This is a genomic window from Demequina aestuarii, from assembly GCF_000975095.1.
Lineage (GTDB): Bacteria > Actinomycetota > Actinomycetes > Actinomycetales > Demequinaceae > Demequina > Demequina aestuarii.
Map to the genome: position 1 here is coordinate 2219562 of NZ_BBRD01000001.1, position 19727 is coordinate 2239288.

The following is a 19727-nucleotide window of genomic DNA, read 5'->3' on the forward strand; positions in this document are numbered from 1 at the left end:
CGCTTGTCCCATCAGTGGGCCCGTCGGACGGCGGGCCCCAACCGCAGGGAGCCCTCGCATGACCACTCGTGTCCTCATCCTGGGCGGCGGCTACGTCGGCCTCTACACCGCGCTCACGCTGAAGCGCAAGGCCCGCGGCAAGGTCGACATCACGGTGGTCGACCGTCGCCCCTACATGACCTACCAGCCCTTCCTCCCCGAAGCCGCCGCCGGATCCATCGAGGCTCGCCACGTCGTGGTGCCGTTGCGTCGCGAGCTGTCGGGCGCGCGCATCGTGCAGGGAAAGGTCTCCGAGATCTCGCACGCCGAGCAGCGTGCTCGAGTGGAGACCGACTTCGGCGACACCCTGGACCTGGAGTACGACGAGGTGGTGGTGGCACTCGGCTCCGTGCCCCGGACGCTCCCCATCCCCGGACTCGCGGAGAACGGCATCGGCTTCAAGTGGGTGGAGGAGGCCATCAACCTGCGCAACATCGTGCTGGGCAGGATCGCTCGCGCGGCGTCCACGCAGGATCCGCGCACCCGGCAGCGGCTCCTCACGTTCGTGTTCGTGGGGGGCGGCTTTGCCGGCATTGAGGCATTCGCGGAGACCGAGGACATGGCCCGCGCAGCCCTGCGCTACTACCCGGAACTGTCCGCCTCCGATCTCCACTTCGTGATGGTCGAGATGGCGCCGGGGATCCTCCCGGAGATGGGGCCCGAGATGGGCGAGTACACGCTGAAGGAACTGCGCCGCCGCGGGATGGTGGTCCACCTCGAGACCAGGCTGGACTCCGCGGTCGGCGGCGTCATCGAACTGTCCAACGGCGAGACCTACGAGGCCGACACGCTCGTGTGGACCGCAGGCGTCAAGCCGAATCCGGTCATCGGCACGTCCGACCTGCCCACCGGTCCCAAGGGCCACGTCAACGCACTGCCGACGCTGCAGGTCGCTCGCGAGGACGGAGCCGTGGTCGAGGGAGCCTGGGCCGCAGGCGACTGTGCTCAGGTGCCGGACCTCGCCAAGGGGGACGGCGCGTGGTGCGCCCCGTCGGCCCAGCACGCAGTTCGCCAGGCGCGGCTGCTCGGAGCGAACCTCGCTGCGCACATCGACGGGCGCGAGCCCCAGGAGTATCGGCACAAGAACCTGGGCACCGTGGCCTCGCTGGGCCTGCACAAGGGCGTGGCCCAGGTCATGGGTGTGAAGCTGCGCGGATGGCCCGCATGGTTCATGCACCGGACCTACCACATGGCGCAGATCCCCAGCTTCAACCGCAAGTCCCGTGTGGTCCTCGACTGGACGGCAGCGCTGTTCTTCCGGCGCGACCTGGTGTCGATGGGGCGACTGCACGAGCCACGTCGCGCCTTCAAGGAGGCTGCGGACGGATAGCCGCTAACCCGCGACGCGTGTTCCTTGCCAGATGAGGTGCTCGGCGAGGCAGGCGGCGTAGGCGAGGGTCGCAGCCTCGTCGAGCTCGGTTTCGCTGAGCTGGTCGGAGGCCATGCGCACCACCGACAAACCGAGCAGCGGGTCGAACCGCACCCGCGTGTCGATGCGTGGACCGTCGGGTCGCGCGGCCCTCAACGCTGCAACGGCAGGCTGGGCGGCAAGTTCGCTCACGAACCACCGGCTCGGCCCCGTCGCGAGAACCGGTCCGCGCTCTTGCGCGCCGTCGAAGTGCACCGCGTCGACGCAGGGCTGGTGCTGGGCGTCAACGGGCCACTGCTGGACGAACTGACGGAAGGCGTGCGTACACATCGAGGCCTCGGGAAAGTCACCCACGATGATGGTGGACCCGCTCGGAGTGTCGAGCGACACGGTGATCCGGGGCACCGCCGCTGCGAGGGCGGCGACGTGCGCGAGGGTCGTCACTGAGATCGGCATGGGGCGCTCCGGTGTCGAGGTGCAGTTAACGACTGCCACGCTAGCCCGACACGGCCATTTTCACAATACGCATGTTGCGAAAATGACCAATCGCTACGCGAGCGACAGGAAGACCTTCTCAAGGCGTCGAAGGCTGTCGTCGCGCGCCTCCCCTTCGGTGGTATCCAGGCACTCCTGCAGCCCGGAGGAGATCAAGGTGAAGCCGGCACGGTCGAGCGCCTTCGACACCGCGGCGAGCTGCGTGACCGTCGACTCGCAGCTCTGACCCTCCTCCACCATGCGGATCACCGCGTCGAGCTGCCCTCGGGCACGCTTGAGGCGGTTGATGGCCGCACGCGCGGCCTCAGGGTCTGCCATGATCGCTCCGTTCGTCGGGGCCGGGTCTAGCGACGCAGCCACGGGAAGATGCTACGTCCAGCGGGGGCGTCGTGACCTTCGCACCACTGACTGGCCGGCACCTGCGCCTTGACGGAGTCGATGTGCTGTCCGCAGCCGGTCCAGGTGGTCTTGCCGCACTCGCGGCACGTGATGGGTGAGCACATAGGGCGCCCCTCTCATGGTGATGGACACGGCCCCGTGCCGCGTCCTGATGACAAAACTATACCCCGGGGGGTATCGTGGTTGCAACACACCACACTCATGGAGGTTACGTATGAAGGTCGTCATCGTCGGGGCTGTCGCCGCCGGAATGTCCGCCGCCACCCGCCTGCGCCGCAAGGACGAGCACGCGGAGATCGTCGTGCTCGAAGCCGGCGAGCACGTCTCGTTCGCCAACTGCGGCCTGCCGTACTACGTGGGAGGGGTCATCACCGACCGCGAGTCGCTGCTGCTGCAGACGCCCGAGTCGCTGCACGCGCGGTTCGCCCTCGACGTGCGCACGCACAGCCGAGTGGTCGACGTCGACGCACAGGCGCGGACCGTCACCGTCCGGACGGCGACCGGAGACACGTACCTCGAGACCTACGACCACCTGGTGCTCTCCCCCGGCGCACGCCCGATCGTCCCCGACGTGCCCGGCGCCGAGCGCGCCCTCGTGCTGCGGGACGTGGCCGATGTGGACCGCATGGCGGCCCACACTGCCGATGCGCGCACGGCGGTCGTGATCGGCGGCGGCTTCGTGGGGCTCGAGGTGGCGGAGAACCTGCGCCACCGGGGGCTCGACGTCACCGTGGTCGAGCTCGCGCCGCAGGTGCTGAGCGCTCTCGACGCGGAGCTCGCGATCCGCATCCAGGACCGGCTCGAGCAGCACGGCGTGAGCGTCCTGACCGGCGCCCAGGTCACCGAGATCACCGCAGACGCCGCCGTGGTGTCCGGACCCGACGGCGAGGTGACGCTGGCGGCAGACATGGTGGTCGCGTCCATCGGCGTCATCCCCGACTCCACGCTCGCACGCTCCGCCCGCGCGGACCTGGGACCGCGCGGAGCGATCCTGGTGGATGACGACATGCGCACCTCGGTTCCGGGCATCTACGCCGTGGGCGACGCCGCCGCCAAGCGTGATGCGTTCTCGGAGGACCCCACTCTCATCCCGCTGGCGAATCTCGCGAACCGCCACGGACGGCGCGTCGCGGACGTGATCACCGGCACGACCGGGCACGGCCGCCCCAGCATCGGCACCGCCGTGGTGGGGGTGTTCGGACTCACCGCCGCGGTGACGGGTCGCACGGAGCGCCGCCTGCGCGCCGAAGGCCGCGCCTACCGAGCCATCCACACCCACCCCATGGACCACGCCGGGTACTACCCGGGCGCATCGGCGATGGCGCTCAAGCTGCTCGTCGACCCCGAGACGGACGCGATTCTGGGCGCCCAGGGCATCGGCGAAGGCGGAGTGGACAAGCGCATCGACGTGATTGCGACCGCGATCCACGGTGGGATCACCGCGTCTGAGCTCGCCGACCTCGAGCTCGCGTACGCGCCGGCCTACGGCTCTGCCAAGGACCCCGTGAACATGCTCGGGTACGTCGCGGAGAACGTACTGCTCGGCGACAGCCCGTCGATCCAGTGGCACGAGCTGGCGGCGTCCGGCGACCAGGCCCCGCTGGTGGTCGACGTGCGCTCGGCGGCGGAACACTCTCGCGGCACCGTGGTCCCGCCGTGGGGACAGGAGCCTGTCAACATCGCGGTGGACGACCTGCGCGCGCGGCACGGGGAACTTCCCCACGACCGCCGCATCGTGGTCCACTGCCAGGTGGGACAGCGCGGCCACACCGCCACGCGCCTGCTGCGCCAGCTGGGATACGACGCCGCCAATCTGGACGGCGGGTACCTCACATGGCGCGATGGCGTCCGCACGCTCCAGACGGCGGCGGCACCCGCCTGACCCGGCGCCCCTCCAACTCCGAACCACTTCTTCGCGCGACACCCCGTCGGCGCCGGTCCCACGGGGCCGGGCGACGGGGTGTCGGTGTGAGGAGTGGTTCGCAGTTGCGGAGGTGGGGGCGGGGGGTCAGCCGGCCGATGCGATGGTGGGCTTGGCGGCGCGACCCAGGCAGCAGTCCGTGGGGCACACGTCCTGCCACGGGCCGATCTCGGTGAGCGCCGGGCGCGCCCGCGGCACGTCCCCGGCGTTCGCGATGTGACGCTCCTCGACCAGGTCGATGAGTCCCGAGACGAAGGCCGGATCGATCCCCACGGTGGGGACGCGCACCATCGGCAGGCCACGACCCTCGGCGGTCTCGAGCGCCTCGTTGTCGAGGTCCCAAGCCACCTCCATGTGGTCGGACACGAAGCCGACCGGGGAGACGACGAGGCCGGTCACGGACTCGGGCAGCGCGTCGATGGCGAGGTTGATGTCCGGCTCGAGCCACGGCACCGACGGGTCGCCCGACCGGGACTGGTAGACCAGGCTCCACGGGACATCGGGGAACTCGTCCGCGATGCGCTCCATGATGAGGGCGGAGACGGCACGCTGCTGCTCGGCGTACCAGCCGCCGCCCGCATGCCACTCCTCGCCGCCACCGGTCGGCACCGGGGTGCCGTCGGGCAGCGTCTCGCGCGGCCCAGAGGCGTCGGCCGCCGAGGACGGGATCGAGTGCGTCGCGAACATCACGTGCGGCGCCTCGCACTTGCCTGCGGCCGCGAGCTCGCGCAGGCCGGCGCGGACGGCGTCGACGTTGGGCTCGACGAAGCCGGGGTGGTCGAAGTACTGCCGCACCTTGTCGAGCTCCAGCTCGCCGGTGAGCCCGGCCTCGTCGAGGGCGGTCGCGAGGTCCTCGCGGTACGCGCGGCACCCGGAGTACGACGAGAACGCCGTGGTCACCAGCACGAGCACCTTGCGGTGGCCGTCGGCGTGCAGCTCCTTGAGCGCATCGGCGAAGTAGGGCGCCCAGAAGCGGTTGCCCCAGTACACCGGAAGCCCCAGCCCGCGGCTCGCGATCTCCCCCTCGAGAGCGGCCTTCAGGTCGCGGTTCTGCTGGTTGATCGGGCTCACGCCGCCAAAGTGCCGGTAGTGGTGCGAGACCTCTTCGAGACGCTCGTCAGGGACTCCGCGACCGGCGGTGACGTTGCGGAGGAACGGGATGACGTCGTCCTGCCCCTCAGGCCCGCCGAAGCCGGCGAGCAGGATGCAGTCATAGGTGGTCGCCGGGCGCGTCCGCGTGGACGCCGCGAGCGCGGGCATCTGATCGGTCACGACGCGAGCACCTCCACGGCCTCGGCAGTCTCGACGCGACGGCCCGTGTAGAACGGCAGCTCTTCGCGCACATGACGCCTCGCCTCGGTGTAGCGCAGCTCGCGCATCATGTCCACGAGATCGGTGACGTCGTCCGCCTCCATGGGAAGCAGCCACTCGTAGTCGCCCAGCGCGAACGCGGCGACGGTGTTGGCCACCACGCCCTTGAAGGCCGAGCCCTTCATGCCGTGCTCGCGCAGCATCTGGCCACGCTCCTCGTCGGACAGCAGGTACCACTCGTAGCTGCGGACGAATGGGTAGACAGTCAGCCAGTCCCGGGGCCGCTCGCCGCGCAGGAAGCCCGGCACGTGCGCCTTGTTGAACTCCGCGGGACGGTGCACGCCGGCTGCAGACCACGTCAGCTTCGTGTCAGCGAGCAGCTCGGTCGCGCGCAGTTCGCGCAGCGCGAGCTGCAGGTCCGCGAGGTCGGGGCCGTGCAGCCACAGCATCACCGTGCCGTCGGCGCGCAGGCCGGAGACGTCGTAGATGCCGCGCAAGGTGACGTCGTGATCCGCGAGCTCCTCGACGGCGGCGTCGAAGTGCTCGACGACCTCCGGAAGCTCCTCGTCAGGGGCGTCGAGCAGCCCATCGAGAACAGAGAACAGCGTGAATCCGTGCGGTTGGTCAGTCATGCCGCCATTCTCGTCCTCGACAGGTCGGAAAGGAAATCCGTCCCCACGTCCGGACGGCACTCGGCGGATGCACTAGCGAGCAGGCGCGTCGCCCATGGCCGAGGCCTTGTCGGCCGCGACGATGGCCGCGATGCCGCTGAGCCCCGCCGCCGAGCCCACGAGGTGCAGTCCCGGAACGGGCTCGCGGTCCTCGACCGCGGCCGGAGCGGAATCGGCCCACTGCACGCGCTCGATGTCCCTCACTTGGGCCTCCTTCAGCGCGACGCCCAGCAGCGCCGACGCGTCGGACAGCGCGTGGGCGCGGGCGTCCCTGGCGTTGTCGATGCCATAGGACAGCCGCACCACGTGGCGGCCGCCCGTGCGGTCGGCGAGCCATCGCCACTTCGCCGTCGAATGGGTCAGCGCCTTCGCCCCCGACACGTTCCCCACCGCCAGCACTCCGGTGCCGCGCGGGGCGGAGTCGAGCTCGGGTGCGTCCAGCACGAGGGTCACGATCGCCACCTGGCGGTCCTCGGCCCACGCCACGTGGGGCACGAGCGCTGACACCACCGGACGAGGGACGGCCAGCACCACCCCATCGGCGCGATGCGCCGTCCCGCCGGACCACACCTTCCAGCCGGAGCCGGCCTTCTCGAGCGCGCCCACCGGAGTCTCGAGGGAGATCTCCGCGCCGCGTGAGCACGCATCGGCCGCGAGCGCGTCGATGAGCGTCGCCATCCCGCCCACCAGCCCCTGCACTGCCGAGCCTGCGGGCGAGGCCGCCCGCCGCGCCGCCGCTGCACGGACCAGGCCGCCCTTGCGGATCACCTCTGCGGCCAGACCCGGGGCGACGTCGCCGAGCGCGATGTCGTCGACAGGCCGGGAATAGATGCCCTGCACGACGGGGGCGACCAGCCTCTCGGTGGCACGCGCGCCGAGGCGGTCGCGGGCGAGCTCGCCCAGGCTGGTCGAGTCGTCGACGTCGCGGACCCGCGTGAGCCGATCGCCGAGGAGTCGGGCCGTGCCTCGCCAGCCGAGCGCGCGCCGGAGCTCCAGGGTGAAGACGGTGGTCGGGACGCCCAGCCAGCCCGTCGCGGGCAGCGGATAGGCCGCCTCCGAGGTCACCACCCACGCAGGGCGGCGCTCGGGGAAGACGATGCTCTCGGCAAGCCCCAGCTCGGCCAGCAGCGCCGCCACGTGGCCGCCGCGGGTCGCGAAGGATTCCGCGCCTGCGTCCAGCGCCAGGCCGTCGACGGTGACCCTGGAGATGCGACCCCCGGGATGGTCGTCGGCCTCCATCACGGTGACGTCGTGGCCCGCAGAGGCGAGCCGACGCGCGGCGAGGAGTCCTCCTACTCCGCCGCCGACGACGATCCAGCGCTGCGGCTCAGCCACGCTCGTGCACCACGTCGACGATGCGCTTGACCACGTCAGGGTTCGCGTGCGGAGGCATGCCATGTCCCAGGTTCACGACGTGACCGGGCGCCTCGCCTCCGCGCGCCAGCACGTCCTTCACATGGCGCGTCAGCGCGTCGGCGGGTGCGGCGAGCATCGCGGGATCGATGTTGCCCTGCAACGGGAAGCGGCCGCCGGTGGAGCGGGCCGCGGCATCCAGGGGCATCCGGTAGTCCACTCCCAGCGCGGTCGCGCCCGCAGAGCCCATCGCGTCCAGGAGGTGGCCGGCGTTGGCCGCGAAGTGAATGCGGGGGACGTCGAGGTCCGCGACTGACATCAGCGCGGTGCGCGAGCCTGCGGCGCAGTGCGCGACGTAGTCGGCCTCGGACAGCGACCCCGCCCAGGAGTCGAACAACTGCACGGCCGATGCGCCGGCCAGCACCTGCGCGCGCAGGAACAGGCCCGCGGCGCGCGATGTCCACGCGACCAGCGCGTCCCACACCTCGGGCGACGAGTGCATGAGCTCGCGTGCGCCCATGTGGTCGCGTGACGGGCGCCCGTCGACCATGTAGGCGGCGAGCGTGAACGGCGCGCCCGCGAATCCGATGAGCGGGACGTGTCCGAGCTCGTCCGCCGTGATCGTGACCGCGGCACGAATCGCGTCCAGCCCCGAGTCGAAGAATCCGCGATCGCCGGCGGCGCCCAGGGTCGGCAGCGCCTCCACATCCGCCATGGTGCGCACGGGGCGTCCGAACACCGGGCCGACGCCCGGCTGGATGTCCACGTCCACCCCGGCGATGCGCATCGGCACCACGATGTCGGAGAACAGGATCGCCGCGTCCACCCCGTACCGGCGCACCGGCTGGAGCGTGATCTCCGACGCGAGCGCCGGCGTCAAACACGACTCGAGCATGCCGGTGCCGGCCCGCGCCTCGAGGTACTCCGGAAGGGACCTGCCCGCCTGGCGCATGAACCACACCGGCCGATGCGCGGGACGGCCGCCGCGCAACGCGGCGACGAGCGCAGAGTCCGCCGTCCGGCCGTCGATGAGGGGGTGGGAGGCGGGCAGTGCGGTAGCGGTCATAGGTCGATTCTGCCTTGTTCGTGCGCCGTGTCAGAATGGAGGGGTGGTGCTCATGTCTCTCGTGGCCAGCCACCGCAACCGCGACCTCACGCTGCTCGAGCAGTTGAGCGTCGGATCCGATGCACTGGGCGCCGCGGTTGCAGGCGGCGGGTCCCCCGTGCGCGGTGCCGTGGTCCTCCCCACGTGCAACCGCTTCGAGGTGTACCTCGAGACGGATGATCCGGTGGCAGGCCGTGCGGCGGTCATCGACCAGATCGAGCGCGCCACCGCACTGGAACGGGACACCGTCGAGGCGGCCCTGGCCACCTACGAAGGCGACGACGCCGTCCAGCACCTGCTCTCCGTCGCCACCGGGCTCGACTCGATGGTCGTGGGGGAACGCGAGATCTCCGGCCAGGTGCGCCGTGCGCACATCGACGCGCAGGCCGGCGCCCACCTCAGTCCGCTGCTCGACCGCCTCTTCCAATCAGCGCTGCGAACGTCCCGCGTGGTCGCCTCGTCGACCGGCCTCGGCACCTCGGGCCGATCCGTGGTGTCCGTCGCCTTCGATCTGGCGTCCGAGACCGTCACGTGGTCCGGAGCACGCGCTGTCGTCATCGGCACCGGCGCCCTCGCCGAGACGGGCGTGGGATCGCTCCTCGCCCGCGGCGTCATGATCGACGGGGTGTTCTCACCGTCCGGACGTGCCGAGGAGTTCGGTGCGCGCCACGGCATCCGTCCGCTCGACCGCGAAGGACTGCGCACCGCGCTGACCGAGGTCGACCTGGTGCTCGCATGCTCGGGCGGTGAGTCGATCGTGCTGACCCCGGCCATGGTCGCGGCGGCACGGCCAGACGGCGACACCCCGCTCACCATCGTGGACCTCGCGCTGCACCGCGACGTCGCCCCCGGCGTCGCCCAGATGCGCGGCGTCACCGTCGTCAACCTTGAGTCGGTGGGCGCGCGCGCCCCCGAGGAGTCCGTGGGCGCCATCGACGCCGCGCGGTCCATCGTCGCGCACGCCGTCGCCCGTTTCGGAGACGGCGAACACGCGCGCTCCCTCGACCCGGCGGTCGTCGCGCTCCGTGAGCACGTGTTCGGCCTGCTGGAGCGCGAGCTCGCGCGGGTCCAGCCCGCCGCCGGCGCCTCGGAGCAGACCATCGCCCAGGCCGATGCCACCGAGCAGGCCCTGCGGCGCTTCGCGAAGACACTTCTGCACATCCCGACCGTCCGAGCACGCGAGCACGCGCAGGCGGGCGAGTCGGATCGCTACTTGGGCGCGATCCGCGCGCTCTACGGCATCGACGTGGCCATTCAGGACGACGCGTGCCCGGCTCCCGAGATGGACGCCGCAGCCGAGTCCGACGCTGACCCCGCGACTCACCTCTGACGCGCTGCTCGTGCAGGCGGCCGACCAGCGTCCGCCGCTGAATCGAGCACCCACGCATCGGCCGTCCTGAGCGGCCAATTACGTCATGGCGACGTTGGATAAATCTCCTTCTTTGGGCTAGGTTAGGCAAGCCTCACTCGCCGCACTCGGACGTGCGCTGACCACACCCCCCAAGGAGACCGATGCGCCAGCGCGCCCTCATCGCCATCGCCGCAGCAGCGGCGCTGGTCGTGGCCGTCGCGCTGTCCTTGGCGCTGGGATCTCGCCCGATCGACCTCGGCACCGTGTGGAACGCGCTGGTGGACCTGGATCCGGAGGACCCGGAGCAGCTGATCGTGCGCGAGCTGCGCGCGTCGCGGACGCTCATCGGAGTGCTCGCCGGCGCGGCGCTCGGCGTCGCGGGAGCGCTGATGCAGTCACTCACCCGCAACCCCTTCGCGGACCCTGGCCTGCTCGGCATCAACGCGGGCGCGTCCCTCGCAGTGGTCATCGCGCTCACCGCCGGGCTCGGCGGCGGATTCGCCGCGCAGGTGCCGATCGCGTTCGTCGGCGCGGGCATTGCTGCGGTCGTGGTCTACGCGATCGGCGCGCGTGGCGCCGCGGCGGGCGCACCCGTCCGACTCGCGCTCGCAGGAGTCGCGCTCACCGCGCTCATCACCTCGGTGACGTATGCCGTGCTGCTCGTCGACGACGCCACGCTCGAGCAGTATCGGCTGTGGGTAGCCGGGTCGCTCACGGGCCGCCAGTCAGAAGACGTCACGGCTCTCGTTCCCATCGTGCTCGTCGCGATAGCCGTGGCACTGCTGGCGTCTCGCCAGCTGCAGGCCGTCGCGCTCGGCGAGGATGCCGCGCGAGCGCTCGGCATCCGCATCGGTGGCATCCGCACGCTGACCATCGTCATCGTCACCCTGCTGGCCGCCTCCGCCACCGCCGCCGCCGGTCCGCTCGTGTTCGTCGGCCTCGCGGTCCCCCACCTCGCCCGCGCTCTGGTGGGCGCGTCCTTGCCGTGGCTGCTGATCGTGAGCGCTCTCGGGGGCGCGGCGCTCGTGCTCGTGTGCGACATCGTCGGCCGCGTGATTGCGCCGCCCTCCGAGATCGGCGTCGGCATCACCACCGCGCTCATCGGCGGCCTCATCTTCGCGCTCATGGCGCGCCGCATGAAGGTGGTGGAACTGTGAGGGTGCTGCGCATCGGCCAGCTGGGCGTCACGACCCACCGGCGCACGTTCGCCGTGGGCATGCTCCTGCTGCTCGTCCTCGTGGGGCTGCTGCTGTTCGCGCTCGTCGTCGGCAAGGCGGACGTCACCGTCTGGGACGCCGTCCGTGCCGCCCTGGGAATCCAGGTGGGCGCTCCCGCCGATTTCATCGTGGGACAGGTGCGCGCCCCACGCGCTCTCACGGCCATCCTCGTCGGCGCGATGCTGGGGCTCTCCGGCGCGGTGCTGCAGTCCCTCACCCGCAATCCGCTCGCCTCTCCCGACTTCATCGGCATCACCATGGGCGCCGGCACGGGCGCGGTCCTGACCCTGTGGCTCATCGCGGCGTCCTCGCTGTGGATCACCGCAGCGGGCGCCGCGGCCGGTGCGCTCCTCACCTCTGCCCTCATCCTGGTGCTCGCCTGGCGCCGCGTCATCGTGCCGTTGCGGCTGATCCTCGCCGGCATCGGCGTGGGGTTCGTCGCTCAGGCCACCACGCAGTACCTGCTCACGCGCATGGACGTGCACGATGCAGGCAACGCGCTGGGCTGGCTCGTCGGCTCGACCACGGGTCGGACCTGGACGCATGTCGCCTTCGCAGCCGCGGTGCTCGTGGTGCTCGTGCCGGTGCTGCTGGGGTTCGCGAGAGCACTCCGCACGATGGAGATGGGCGACGACACTGCACAGGCGCTCGGTGTCTCTGTGGGCCGTTCGCGCGCCGTGCTCGCCGTGTGCTCCGTGCTGCTCGCCGCGGCGGCGACAGCCGTGACGGGCCCCATCGGGTTCATCGCCCTGGTCGCCCCTGCGCTCGCGCTGCGCACCACCCGCTCCGCGGGTGTCGCACTCCTCCCCTCGGCACTGATGGGCGCGGCGCTGCTCCTCACCGCCGACCAGGCCTCGCAGCTCATGCCGCAAGACCTTCAGTTCCCCGTAGGAATCTTCACCGCCGCCGTCGGCGCCCCCTACCTGCTGTGGCTGGTGTGGCGCGCATCCCGAGGAGGACCATCATGAGCAGGCTCGAGGCACGGGAGGTCGTGCTCGGCTACGGCGATCACGTGGTGGTGCGCGGCGTCGATGTCGCGATCCCCGACGGGCAGATCACCGCCATCGTGGGCCCGAACGGCTGCGGCAAGTCCACACTGCTGCGGTCCCTGGTGCGGCTGCTGTCCCCCCGCTCCGGCACGGTGCTGCTCGACGGCGAGGACATCCACCGCACGCACACCAAAGAAGTGGCGCGCCGTGTGGGCCTGCTGCCCCAGTCGCCGATCGCTCCCGCCGGCATCACCGTCAAGGAGTTGGTGGCGCGTGGCCGGACGCCGCATCAGAAGCTCCTGCGCCCGTGGAGCGACACGGACGAGACCGCCGTGCTCTCGGCGCTGCACTCCACCGCGTTGACCGACATCCAGGATTCGATCGTCGACGAGCTATCCGGCGGCCAGCGCCAGCGAGCCTGGATCGCGATGGCGCTGGCGCAGGACACGCCGCTGATGCTGCTGGACGAGCCCACGACCTACCTCGACATCGCACACCAGTACGACGTGATGGACCTGCTGCACCGGCTCAACACGCGCCAGCAGCGCACCATCGTGATGGTGGTCCACGACCTCCACCAGGCCGCCCGCTACGCGCACCACGTCATCGCCATGCATGGCGGCCAGGTCGCCGCGGCGGGAGCACCCTCGGACGTCTTCACCGAAGACCTGATCCGACGCGTCTTCTCCCTCGAGGCGCGCGTGCTCACAGACCCCGTCACCGGGACCCCGATGGTGGTCCCCGCCCACGGCCCAGGAGGGGTCAGATGACCCCGCTCCTGGGCACCCAGAACGTGTCCCTGCCCCCGCAAGTCTGACGTCACCCTACGAAAGGAACTCCCCATGTTCACCCTCACCAAGCGCCGCGCAGGCGCCACGGGCATCGTCGCGGCGGCGGCGCTCCTGCTCGCCGCATGCGCGTCCGGATCCGACGACGCCGCCACCGACGAGCCCACCGACGGCGCGACCGGCGCGACGGAGGAGACCACCGAGGCCTTCCCCGTCACCCTCGACACCGTGATGGGCGATGTCGTGGTCGAAGCCGAGCCGGAGCGCGTCGTCACCCTCGGCTCGCACGAGCACGAGTACTTGTACGCCCTCGGAGTGGCACCGGTTGCCGTCCCCGTGAGCTGGCAGGGCTACGACCTGGGCACCGGCCCGTGGGCCGAGGAGGACCGCATCGCGGCCGGCGCCGAGCCCGAGACGTTCGAGCCCGGGTCCACGACCTACGACGCGGAGGCGATCGCGGCCTTCGAGCCCGACCTCATCGTCGCGACGTACCCGAACCACACCATGACGCAGGAGGAGTTCGACCTGCTCTCCGGCATCGCGCCCGTCGTGACGCGACCCGCGACCGACTCCGAGGGCAACGACACCGCCGAGTGGGGCGTCTCGCTCGCCGACGAGCTGACCATCCTCGCGCAGGCCACCGGCACCACGGAGAAGGCCGAGGAGATCATCACCGACATCGACGCCGCCTACGCCGAGGTCCGTGACGCTCACCCCGAGTGGGAGGGCATGACGTCCCAGGTCGGCGGCTTCTACGAAGGCCAGGCGTTCGTGTACGCCATCAACGACACCCGCAACCAGTTCCTCGCGAACGTGGGCCTGGACGTCTCGGCGATCGAGAACACCGACGAGGCATGGCTCCAGATCAGCGCCGAGCAGCTCGACGTGCTGAGCGACCTCGACTCGGTCGTGTGGCAGGTCGCCACCACGCCCGACGCCAAGGGCGAGCTCGAGGGCCTGCCCCTGTTCGAGTCGCTGACCGCCACGCAGACCGGCGGCAACATCTGGCTGACCGACCCCGTCCTCGAGGGCGCGTTCTTCGCGAACTCGCCTTCCTCTGTGCACTACACGCTCGAAGGATTCGTGCCGCTGCTCGAGGCCGCACTCGACGGCGACCCCGCCACCGAGGTCCCCTCCTCGACCGACGCGGGCTGACCCGATGTGGGAGGCGCCGGGGCTCACCCCCAGCGCCTCCCGCATCGGCCCTCCCCCTCCATTCTCAGGAGACACGCATGTCCGACTCTTTCCTGGTCCACGTGGCCGCAACAGAGCAGATCAGCCCGAACCTTCGCCGCGTGACGCTCACCGGCGACTCCCTGCGCACCTGGGAGTCCACCGGCCAGCCCGACGAGTTCGTGCACGTCCACATCCCCGACGCCGCGCCCGCGCCCGGCTGGGAGGACGATCACGACATCGCGCGCCACTACACGATCCGCCGCTGGAACCCCGACGTGCCGAGCATCGAGATCGACGTGGTGACGCACGGACACGGTCGGGGCGCGACCTGGGCGCGCAACGCCCAGCAGGGCGACGCCGTCGCGATCAGCGACGCCCACGGCTACTACAAGGCACCCGACGGGTCGACCCGGCGCCTGCTGCTCGCCGACGCGACCGGTCTGCCCGCCGTCGCCCGCATCCTCGAGGAGGCCAGCCCTGAGGAGCAGTTCGACGTGATCGTCGAACTCATCAACGCCGACGACGCGATCGCGCTGCCCTCGCCCGCGACAGTCGAGGTCGAGTGGAAGGTCTCCGGCAACGGCCGCGGCCCGTCCGCGCTGCTGTCCTGCATGGAGCGCCTTCCCGTCCCCGACGACGACACCTACGTGTGGCTCGCGTGCGAGTCCGCTCACTCCCGGAAGGCGCGCGGGTTCGTGCGCCGGGAGTGGACGCGTCACCACAGCTTCTACCGCATCGTGGGCTACTGGCACGTCGACGCGGAGGAGCAGATGCGCAAGTGGAACGCCCTCACCCCCGAGCAGCAGGCCAGGTACATGGAGATCTGGGACGAGTCACGTCCCGACGAGATCAACTGGCTCGAGCTCGAGCCGTACCTGCAGGAGCTGGGCCTCTAGCCCGCCTCGCACACAGCGAAAGGGCCGATGCGCGGGTGACCCGCGCATCGGCCCTTTCGCTTGGCTGGGGCGGGTGGGTCTACAGGTCCAGCCGCTCCAACATGTCCGTCACCAGCGCCGCGACCGCCGAACGCTCCGAGCGCTCGAGCGTGACGTGCGCGAACAGGTCGTGACCCTTGAGCGCCTCGATCACCGCCGCGATGCCGTCGTGACGTCCCACCCGCAGGTTGTCGCGCTGGGCGACGTCGTGGGTGAGGATCACGCGCGAGTCCTGGCCGATGCGGCTCAGCATGGTGAGCAGCACGTTGCGCTCGAGCGACTGGGCCTCGTCGACGATCACGAAGGCGTCGTGGAGGCTGCGGCCGCGGATGTGCGTGAGCGGCAGCACCTCGAGCATGCCGCGCGCCATCACCTCCTCGACCACCTCGGAGCTGACGATCGCGCCCAGGGTGTCGAAGACCGCCTGCGCCCAGGGGTTCATCTTCTCGGCCTCGGAGCCGGGCAGGTAGCCGAGCTCCTGGCCGCCCACCGCGAACAGCGGGCGGAACACCATGATCTTCTTGTGCTGGCGGCGCTCCATCACGGCCTCAAGGCCGGCGCACAGGGCAAGCGCACTCTTGCCGGTGCCGGCGCGGCCGCCCATCGACACGATGCCCACGGTCTCGTCGAGCAGCAGGTCGATCGCGATGCGCTGCTCGGCGCTGCGACCGTGCAGGCCGAACACCTCCTGGTCCCCGCGCACCAGCTTGATCGCGCCGTCATTCGTGACCCGTCCCAGCGCTCCCCCGCGCCCGGAGTGGATCACCAGTCCCGTGTGCACGGGCAGTGTCGCGACCTCCTCGCCGCAGTCCTCCGCCGAGGGCGCCACGAGCGCCGAGTCGTCGTAAAGGGTCGACATCTGCTCGTCCGTGAGCTGGATCTCGCGCATGCCGGTCCAGCCGGAGTCCACCGCGAGCTCGGCTTTGTACTCCTCCGCCTCGATGCCCAAGGCCGACGCCTTCACGCGCATCGGCAGGTCTTTGGAGACCACGACGACGGCGTGGCCCTCGGCCTTGAGGTTGGCCGCCACGGCCAGGATGCGGGCGTCGTTGTCACCCAGCCGGAAGCCGCTCGGCAGCACGTTCTGGTCAGTGTGGTTGAGCTCGACTCGGACGGTGCCGCCCACCTCGTTCGCGGCGACGGGCTGGTCGAGCTTGCCGTGCACGATGCGCAGGTCATCGAGCATGCGCAGCGCCGAGCGGGCGAAGTAGCCCAGTTCGGGGTGGTGGCGCTTGGCTTCGAGCTCCGTGATCACGACGACCGGCAGCACCACCGCGTGCTCCGCGAACCTCTTGAGGGCCCGTGGATCGGACAGCAGCACCGAGGTGTCCAGCACGAACGTGCGGAGCTCGGTGGCCGTGGCCGCGTTGATGGAGGGGGCGGTGTCGGGCTGAGTGATGGTCACAAAGGCTCCTGCGTTTTCAGGCCGCAGGGCGCCAAACGCCCCTTGGCGTTCGGTTCAGGCCGGTACCGGGTCGGTTCGGCGTGTGTCACTTCCCACGTTGCTGACGCTACGCCGGGCCGCGCACGGCGGGGAGCGACACGCCGTGCGTCACATATCCGTCATCTCGGGGCCACCGAGGCGTGCGCTACCGCCCGTGACGCCGCTCACGCTGGGAGAATGCACGCAAGGCGCGCAGGAAGTCGACGCGGCGGAAGTCGGGCCAATACGCGTCGCAGAAGTAGAACTCCGAGTGGGCGGACTGCCACATGAGGAATCCGGAGAGCCGCTGCTCACCGGAGGTGCGGATCACCAGGTCCGGGTCCGGCTGGCCCTTCGTGTAGAGGTGCTCCGCGATGTGCTCGACGGCGAATGACTTCGCGACCTCTTCGAGCGAGTGACCCGCATCGACGCCGGCGCGCAGGATCGACCGCACCGCATCGGCGATCTCGTGCCTCCCGCCGTACCCCACGGCGACATTGACGTGAAGGCCATCGGCATCGGCCGTGCGCGCGACCGCCGCGGCGATCCGTCGCGCCGCATCGTCGGGGAGCATGTCGGTCGACCCCACGTGCTGCAGCCGCCAGCGCCCGTCGTCGGCGAGCCGTTCGACCGTGCAGCAGATGATCTCGAGCAGGGCGGCCAGTTCGTCCGAATCGCGTGCGAGGTTGTCGGTGGAGAGCATCCACAGCGTGACGACCTCGACGCCCGCGTCCTCCGACCACCCCAGCACCTCGGTGATCTTGTCCGCGCCACGCTGGTGGCCGTGAGCGGTGGGGGCGCCGGACTGTCGTGCCCAGCGACGGTTGCCATCCAGGATGACGCCGATGTGCCGCGGCGGATTGCCCTGCTCGCGGAGAGTACGCGACAACTGCCGTTCGTACGGCCCATAGAGCAGGCTGCGCAGGCCCATCCGTCTCCTCCCAGTGGGGACACCATCTGCGCATACGCTACTCGCCTCGCGGACGAACGCCCTAACCTACGGTATCGTAGGTTCATGTCTGAGAACCTTCCCGTGCCGGGCAAACCACTCCTGAGAGGGTGGCTCCACCTGGGTGCAGCGCCCATCGCGCTCGTCGCGGGAATGGCGCTCGTGGTCTACGCGCCCACCCTTGCAGGGCGCTTGTCGACAGCCGTCTTCACGCTGACCGCGGTGATGCTGTTCGGAACGTCAGCCGTGTATCACCGTGGGAACTGGGCACCGCGGCCGCTCGCTGTGCTGCGGCGCATGGACCACGCCAACATCTTCCTCATCATCGCCGGCACGTACACGCCGCTGACCGTGCTGCTGCTCGACGGCACCATGCGCACCGTGGTGCTCTGCGTCGTGTGGGCGGGAGCGCTCGTGGGAACGCTGCTGCGGGTGTTCTGGCTCGGCGCGCCACGCTGGGCGTACGTGCCGCTCTACCTGGGCCTCGGCTGGGTCGCGGTGGGGTTCATCGGCCCGTTCTACTCCGCAGGCGGCGCGACCGTCGTGGCGCTGATCATCGCCGGAGGACTTGCGTACACCGTGGGCGCTGTCATCTACGGCACCAAGTGGCCGCGCGGCTCCACGCGCTACTTCGGGTTCCACGAAATCTTCCACGCGCTCACTATCGCCGGCTTCGTGTGCCACTACATCGCGATCGCGGTGGTGATCTTCACCGTCTCGCGGTAGCGCCGATGCGCGGCTTTCGTGGCCCGGCCGGTCACCCTAGTGCGGGGCGCGCGGCCCCATGGGAAGCAGCACGAGGAACAGTGCGCCGAAGGGGCCGAGGAACAGCGTGAGAAAGAACCACGCCAGGCCAGAGCGGCCACGCGTCCGGGCCAGTCCGCCCGCGAGCAGCGCCATGGTGAACCACAGTCCGCCGATGGCGGTCGAGTCACCAGAATCCTGAATCATGGTCCCCCCAGAACGTTCGGGCGGTGAGCGCTCAGTCGCTCTCGCCGGTCCCAGCATCGTCCGTGCCTGGCGGCTCGTCGGCACGCCGCGCCGTGGGAGCGCCGCCCTCGGGAGGATGGGTGCGCACCTTCCGCAGGTGTTTGCTGAGCGATCGGAACAGCAGGACCGCGGCCAGCACCATGGTGAAGGTCGCGATGAATGCCAGCAGTCCGGGCCCGCCGGTGAAGTCCGCCACGTTCACTCCCTCTCGTCAGTGAACTATCCTGCCTCATCATGAGCTCTCCCATCGCCGGTGCCCGCGACGACGAGGCCGGCGGCGCGCGTCCACGGCTCTCTCGGGGACGTTGGGCGCTCGTGGTTGCCGGTCTCGTGGTCCTCACGGCGATCACCGCGTGGTTCGCGTGGGGGTTCTCGTCGCAGCCTGCGCGCTGGCAGGACGTGGGGTTCGAGGTGATCTCGCCCACCGAGGCGGAGGTGACCTTCGACGTGTACCTCTACACCGACGAGCCGGTCACCTGCTACGTGCACGCGATGAACGTGCAGTACGCCGAGGTGGGCGTCGCCGAGGTCGCGGTGGACCCCGCCGACGGGGACGAGCAGCGATTCACGCTCGGCATCCCCACGGTCGAGCAGGCCAACACCGCGCTCGTTCGCGGATGCGCGCCGCAGTAGCCGAGGGCGAGTCGGACCTGAGATACAGGGGATTTCACCCGTCGTCGCGTGCTTGGTAGGCTGACATATTCTGTCCACAAGGAGGCACCCGTGACTGAGACGACCGGCACCTGGCTCACCCAGGAGGCATACGACCGCCTGCAGACCGAGTACGACCACCTCGTGACCGAAGGCCGCTCGGCCATCGCCGCGGAGATCGACGAGCGCCGCCAAGAGGGCGACCTCAAGGAGAACGGCGGCTACCACGCGGCACGCGAGGAGCAGGCCAAGCAGGAGGCGCGCATCGAGCAGCTCCGCCACATTCTGCAGACCGCGACCGTGGGCGAATCCTCCACCGCTGCCGAAGTCTCGTCCGGCACGGTCGTGACCGCCGAGGTCGGCGGCAATGAGATGAAGTTCCTCGTCGGTTCGCGAGAGGTCGCAGGCGGCACGGACATCCAGGTGTTCAGCGCGCAGTCGCCGCTGGGCGAGTCGCTGATGGGGCTGGCCCCCGGCGACGAGACCACCTATCAAGCCCCCAACGGCAACGAGATCGCCGTCAAGGTGATCGCCGTGGAGCCCTTCGCCGGCTAGCTGCCCCGCCGCACCCCCTCCCTCCGCCGCCTGAGCGCGC

General features: G+C 70.4%; 22 protein-coding genes. 11 read left to right on the plus strand and 11 right to left on the minus strand.

Annotation, left to right across the window (positions count from 1 at the left end):
* The first annotated feature begins 58 nt into the window (after window positions 1–58).
* Entirely contained in the window at window positions 59–1369 is a 1311-nt protein-coding gene (locus tag AOP72_RS10395; protein ID WP_062135997.1) for an NAD(P)/FAD-dependent oxidoreductase, read from the plus strand.
* A 3-nt stretch (window positions 1370–1372) separates the two neighbouring features.
* On the opposite strand, the gene AOP72_RS10400 is transcribed toward AOP72_RS10395, so the two are convergent.
* From AOP72_RS10400 to AOP72_RS13960, 3 genes are all read right to left on the minus strand, one after another.
* Window positions 1373–1864 carry a hypothetical protein gene (locus tag AOP72_RS10400; protein WP_062136000.1) on the minus strand — a complete coding sequence of 164 codons (492 nt, stop codon included), beginning with the start codon at window positions 1862–1864 and terminating at the stop codon, window positions 1373–1375.
* 93 nt (window positions 1865–1957) lie between these two features.
* A complete protein-coding gene (locus tag AOP72_RS10405; protein ID WP_062136003.1) occupies window positions 1958–2221 on the minus strand; it encodes a metal-sensitive transcriptional regulator in 264 nt (87 codons plus the stop codon).
* 26 nt (window positions 2222–2247) lie between these two features.
* Window positions 2248–2406, minus strand: a complete 159-nt coding sequence (locus tag AOP72_RS13960; RefSeq protein ID WP_500778345.1) for a DUF8730 family Cys-rich protein — start codon at window positions 2404–2406, stop codon at window positions 2248–2250.
* 110 nt (window positions 2407–2516) lie between these two features.
* Between AOP72_RS13960 and AOP72_RS10410 the strand changes: the two genes are divergently transcribed.
* Complete coding sequence (locus tag AOP72_RS10410; RefSeq protein ID WP_062136006.1) at window positions 2517–4184, plus strand: FAD-dependent oxidoreductase; 1668 nt, start codon at window positions 2517–2519, stop codon at window positions 4182–4184.
* Window positions 4185–4310: 126 nt separating this feature from the next.
* Here AOP72_RS10410 and AOP72_RS10415 read toward each other — a convergent pair whose 3' ends face one another.
* The 4 genes from AOP72_RS10415 to hemE all read right to left on the minus strand — a co-directional run bounded on the left by AOP72_RS10415 (window position 4311) and on the right by hemE (window position 8624).
* Window positions 4311–5483 (minus strand): ferrochelatase, encoded by a 1173-nt coding sequence (locus AOP72_RS10415; RefSeq protein WP_084631920.1) that lies wholly within the window; start codon window positions 5481–5483, stop codon window positions 4311–4313.
* A gap of 8 nt (window positions 5484–5491) precedes the next feature.
* Window positions 5492–6166, minus strand: a complete 675-nt coding sequence (gene hemQ, locus AOP72_RS10420; RefSeq protein WP_062136009.1) for a hydrogen peroxide-dependent heme synthase — start codon at window positions 6164–6166, stop codon at window positions 5492–5494.
* 72 nt (window positions 6167–6238) lie between these two features.
* Complete coding sequence (locus tag AOP72_RS10425; RefSeq protein WP_062136012.1) at window positions 6239–7540, minus strand: protoporphyrinogen/coproporphyrinogen oxidase; 1302 nt, start codon at window positions 7538–7540, stop codon at window positions 6239–6241.
* The gene (hemE, locus tag AOP72_RS10430) at window positions 7533–8624 is read right to left on the minus strand and encodes a uroporphyrinogen decarboxylase (protein WP_062136015.1); all 1092 of its coding nucleotides are present in this window, start codon (window positions 8622–8624) and stop codon (window positions 7533–7535) included. The genes AOP72_RS10425 and hemE overlap by 8 nt, the downstream gene beginning before the upstream one ends.
* A 52-nt stretch (window positions 8625–8676) precedes the next feature.
* On the opposite strand from hemE, the gene AOP72_RS10435 reads away from it, so the two are divergent.
* From AOP72_RS10435 to AOP72_RS10460, 6 genes are all read left to right on the plus strand, one after another.
* The gene (locus tag AOP72_RS10435; protein ID WP_238581686.1) at window positions 8677–9993 is read left to right on the plus strand and encodes a glutamyl-tRNA reductase; all 1317 of its coding nucleotides are present in this window, start codon (window positions 8677–8679) and stop codon (window positions 9991–9993) included.
* 182 nt (window positions 9994–10175) lie between these two features.
* Window positions 10176–11171: a FecCD family ABC transporter permease gene (locus tag AOP72_RS10440; RefSeq protein ID WP_062136020.1), complete on the plus strand. Its 996-nt coding sequence runs from the start codon at window positions 10176–10178 to the stop codon at window positions 11169–11171.
* Complete coding sequence (locus AOP72_RS10445) at window positions 11168–12199, plus strand: FecCD family ABC transporter permease (protein ID WP_152650350.1); 1032 nt, start codon at window positions 11168–11170, stop codon at window positions 12197–12199. Before AOP72_RS10440 ends, AOP72_RS10445 begins: the two co-directional genes overlap by 4 nt.
* Window positions 12196–12990: an ABC transporter ATP-binding protein gene (locus AOP72_RS10450; protein ID WP_062136026.1), complete on the plus strand. Its 795-nt coding sequence runs from the start codon at window positions 12196–12198 to the stop codon at window positions 12988–12990. The genes AOP72_RS10445 and AOP72_RS10450 overlap by 4 nt, the downstream gene beginning before the upstream one ends.
* 72 nt (window positions 12991–13062) lie before the next feature.
* Window positions 13063–14163, plus strand: a complete 1101-nt coding sequence (locus tag AOP72_RS10455; protein ID WP_062136029.1) for an ABC transporter substrate-binding protein — start codon at window positions 13063–13065, stop codon at window positions 14161–14163.
* A 77-nt stretch (window positions 14164–14240) separates the two neighbouring features.
* Entirely contained in the window at window positions 14241–15080 is an 840-nt protein-coding gene (locus tag AOP72_RS10460) for a siderophore-interacting protein (protein WP_062136033.1), read from the plus strand.
* 79 nt (window positions 15081–15159) lie between these two features.
* On the opposite strand, the gene phoH2 is transcribed toward AOP72_RS10460, so the two are convergent.
* Together phoH2 and AOP72_RS10470 are read right to left on the minus strand one after the other, a co-directional pair.
* The gene (gene phoH2, locus AOP72_RS10465) at window positions 15160–16518 is read right to left on the minus strand and encodes an RNA 5'-3' helicase PhoH2 (RefSeq protein ID WP_202965676.1); all 1359 of its coding nucleotides are present in this window, start codon (window positions 16516–16518) and stop codon (window positions 15160–15162) included.
* A 190-nt stretch (window positions 16519–16708) separates the two neighbouring features.
* Entirely contained in the window at window positions 16709–17473 is a 765-nt protein-coding gene (locus tag AOP72_RS10470) for an isoprenyl transferase (RefSeq protein ID WP_062136036.1), read from the minus strand.
* 84 nt (window positions 17474–17557) lie between these two features.
* On the opposite strand from AOP72_RS10470, the gene trhA reads away from it, so the two are divergent.
* Window positions 17558–18217 (plus strand): PAQR family membrane homeostasis protein TrhA, encoded by a 660-nt coding sequence (gene trhA, locus AOP72_RS10475; RefSeq protein ID WP_062136039.1) that lies wholly within the window; start codon window positions 17558–17560, stop codon window positions 18215–18217.
* 36 nt (window positions 18218–18253) lie between these two features.
* Here trhA and AOP72_RS10480 read toward each other — a convergent pair whose 3' ends face one another.
* Both AOP72_RS10480 and AOP72_RS10485 read right to left on the minus strand, forming a co-directional pair.
* On the minus strand, window positions 18254–18442 hold the full coding sequence (locus tag AOP72_RS10480) for a hypothetical protein (protein ID WP_062136041.1): 189 nt from the start codon (window positions 18440–18442) through the stop codon (window positions 18254–18256).
* Window positions 18443–18473: 31 nt separating this feature from the next.
* Entirely contained in the window at window positions 18474–18677 is a 204-nt protein-coding gene (locus AOP72_RS10485; RefSeq protein WP_152650351.1) for a hypothetical protein, read from the minus strand.
* A 38-nt stretch (window positions 18678–18715) separates the two neighbouring features.
* On the opposite strand from AOP72_RS10485, the gene AOP72_RS10490 reads away from it, so the two are divergent.
* On the plus strand, window positions 18716–19114 hold the full coding sequence (locus AOP72_RS10490) for a DUF4307 domain-containing protein (RefSeq protein WP_062136047.1): 399 nt from the start codon (window positions 18716–18718) through the stop codon (window positions 19112–19114).
* A gap of 90 nt (window positions 19115–19204) precedes the next feature.
* Window positions 19205–19687 carry a transcription elongation factor GreA gene (gene greA, locus AOP72_RS10495; RefSeq protein ID WP_062136049.1) on the plus strand — a complete coding sequence of 161 codons (483 nt, stop codon included), beginning with the start codon at window positions 19205–19207 and terminating at the stop codon, window positions 19685–19687.
* Window positions 19688–19727: the final 40 nt, after the last annotated feature.